Source organism: Corynebacterium minutissimum, assembly GCF_000805675.1.
Lineage (GTDB): Bacteria > Actinomycetota > Actinomycetes > Mycobacteriales > Mycobacteriaceae > Corynebacterium > Corynebacterium minutissimum.
Genome location: NZ_JSEF01000023.1, coordinates 1 through 3,097 on the forward strand (window position 1 = coordinate 1; position 3,097 = coordinate 3,097).

1 rRNA gene is annotated in these 3,097 nt (G+C 53.2%); it reads right to left on the minus strand.

From position 1 onward, the window contains the following. Positions 1 to 7: 7 nt before the first annotated feature. Positions 8 to 3,082 (minus strand): 23S ribosomal RNA (locus NX84_RS12200). Positions 3,083 to 3,097 lie beyond the last annotated feature (15 nt).

Sequence of the window (3,097 nt, forward strand, 5' to 3'; positions counted from 1 at the left end):
GGGTTTGGTGTGTTTGTTTTGGTCTATTAGTACCAGTAGCCTTCACACCTTGCGGTGCGTCCAGGTCTGGCCTATCAACCCCATCGTCTGTAGGGGACCTCAAATGAAACCTCATCTTAAAACAGGCTTCCCGCTTAGATGCTTTCAGCGGTTATCCCTTCCGTACGTAGCCAACCAGCGATGCTCCTGGCGGAACAACTGGCACACTAGAGGTACGTCCGTCCCGGTCCTCTCGTACTAGGGACAGCCTTCTTCAAGTTTCAACGCGCGCGGCGGATAGAGACCGAACTGTCTCACGACGTTCTGAACCCAGCTCGCGTGCCGCTTTAATGGGCGAACAGCCCAACCCTTGGGACCTACTCCAGCCCCAGGATGCGACGAGCCGACATCGAGGTGCCAAACCATCCCGTCGATATGGACTCTTGGGGAAGATCAGCCTGTTATCCCCGGGGTACCTTTTATCCGTTGAGCGACACCACATCCACAAGTAGGTGCCGGATCACTAGTCCCGACTTTCGTCCCTGTTCGACATGTCTGTCTCACAGTCAAGCTCCCTTGTGCACTTACACTCGATACCTGATTGCCAACCAGGCTGAGGGAACCTTTGGGCGCCTCCGTTACATTTTGGGAGGCAACCGCCCCAGTTAAACTACCCACCAGGCACTGTCCCCAACCCAGATCATGGGCCAAGGTTAAGGTATCCAATCCGATCAGAGTGGTATTTCAACAACGACTCCACACACACTGGCGTGCACGCTTCACAGTCTCCCACCTATCCTACACAAACCGAACCGAACACCAATACCAAGCTATAGTGAAGGTCCCGGGGTCTTTTCGTCCTGCCGCGCGTAACGAGCATCTTTACTCGTAGTGCAATTTCACCGGGCCTGTGGTTGAGACAGCAGAGAAGTCGTTACGCCATTCGTGCAGGTCGGAACTTACCCGACAAGGAATTTCGCTACCTTAGGATGGTTATAGTTACCACCGCCGTTTACTGGGGCTTAAATTCTCAGCTTCGCAGTCAAAGACTACTAACCGGTCCTCTTAACCTTCCAGCACCGGGCAGGCGTCAGTCCATATACATCAACTTCACGTCTTCGCATGGACCTGTGTTTTTGATAAACAGTCGCTTCCCTCTATTCTCTGCGACCCCACAACCCACCACCAACGCAACGGTTGGCTTAAGTCGTGTGGTCCCCCTTCTTCCGAAGTTACGGGGGCATTTTGCCGAGTTCCTTAACCACAGTTCACCCGAACGCCTTAGTATTTTCAACCTGACCACCTGTGTCGGTTTAGGGTACGGGCCATACATCCACATCGCTAGAGGCTTTTCTCGACAGTACTAGATCACCAACTTCACCCTTTATTGGGCTACGCATCACGCCTCAGGTTCTACGGTGTGCGGATTTGCCTACACACCACCTCACACGCTTACACCAACAATCCACTAAGCGGCATGGCTACTACACTGTGTCACCCCATTGCTTGAACCACACTTCAGGCCCCACGACATCAACAACCAACGTGTTCAAAGAACACATAAGTCGTATCCGCGGTGGTTAGTATCAGTGCTTTATCATGGGCGCGGACATACGGGTACCAGAATATCAACTGGTTGTCCATCGACTACGCCTGTCGGCCTCGCCTTAGGTCCCGACTCACCCTGGGAAGACGAACTTGACCCAGGAACCCTTAGTCATCCGGCGGGAAGGATTCTCACCTTCCAATTCGTTACTCATGCCTGCATTCTCACTCGCACACACTCCACGCCTCCTTACGGTAACGCTTCCACACATGCACGACGCTCCCCTACCCAATACAAAAAGTATTGCCGCGGCTTCGGCGGTGTGCTTGAGCCCCACTACATTGTCGGCGCAGGACCACTCGACCAGTGAGCTATTACGCACTCTTTCAAGGATGGCTGCTTCTAAGCCAACCTCCTGGCTGTCTTCGCGATCCCACATCCTTTTCCACTTAGCACACCCTTAGGGGCCTTAACCGGCGATCTGGGCTGTTTCCCTCTCGACTATGAAGCTTATCCCCCACAGTCTCACTGCCGCACAACACAATTGATGGCATTCGGAGTTTGGCTGACATTGCTAAGATTGTAGTCCCGCTCAACCAACCAGTAGCTCTACCTCCACCAAGCTCATGCGACGCTGCACCTAAATGCATTTCGGGGAGAACCAGCTATCACGGAGTTTGATTGGCCTTTCACCCCTACCCACAGCTCATCCCCGCAGTTTTCAACCTACGTGGGTTCGCGCCTCCACAACCTCTTACAATTGCTTCACACTGGCCATGGGTAGATCACCCCGCTTCGGGTCCAGGACACGCCACTCAACACACCCCATTAGGATTCGGTTTCCCTACGGCTACCCCACACGGGTTAACCTCGCGACATGCCGCTGACTCGCAGGCTCATTCTTCAAAAGGCACGCCATCACACACACAAGGTGCTCTGACGGATTGTAAGCACACGGTTTCAGGAACTATTTCACTCCCCTCCCGGGGTACTTTTCACCATTCCCTCACGGTACTAATACACTATCGGTCACACTGAGTATTTAGGCTTACCGGGTGGTCCCGGCAGATTCACAGCAGATTCCACGAGCCCGCTGCTACTCGGGCAACCCAACAACCTGTGCATTGAAGCCTTCAACTACGGGACTATCACCCTCTTTGGCGGGCGTTTCCACACCACTTCACCTAACAACAACACACAAGCACGATGATGGTAGTCACCGCACATTGGGGCCCACAACACCGCACACACAACCCCTACCAAGTATCACATGCACACGGTTTAGCCTCATCCACGTTCGTTCGCCACTACTAGCAGAATCATATTTTATTTTCTCCTCCTACGGGTACTGAGATGTTTCACTTCCCCGCGTAAACCCCCACAACAGCTATGAATTCACTGAAGGGTAACACCCCATAACAGGTGCCAGGTTTCCCCATTCGGACATCCTCGGATCAACGCTTTATTGACAACTCCCCGAGGCTTAACGCAGCCTTACACGTCCTTCATCGGCTCAGCATGCCAAGGCATCCACCATGCGCCCTAAATAACGAACACACAACCAACACACAA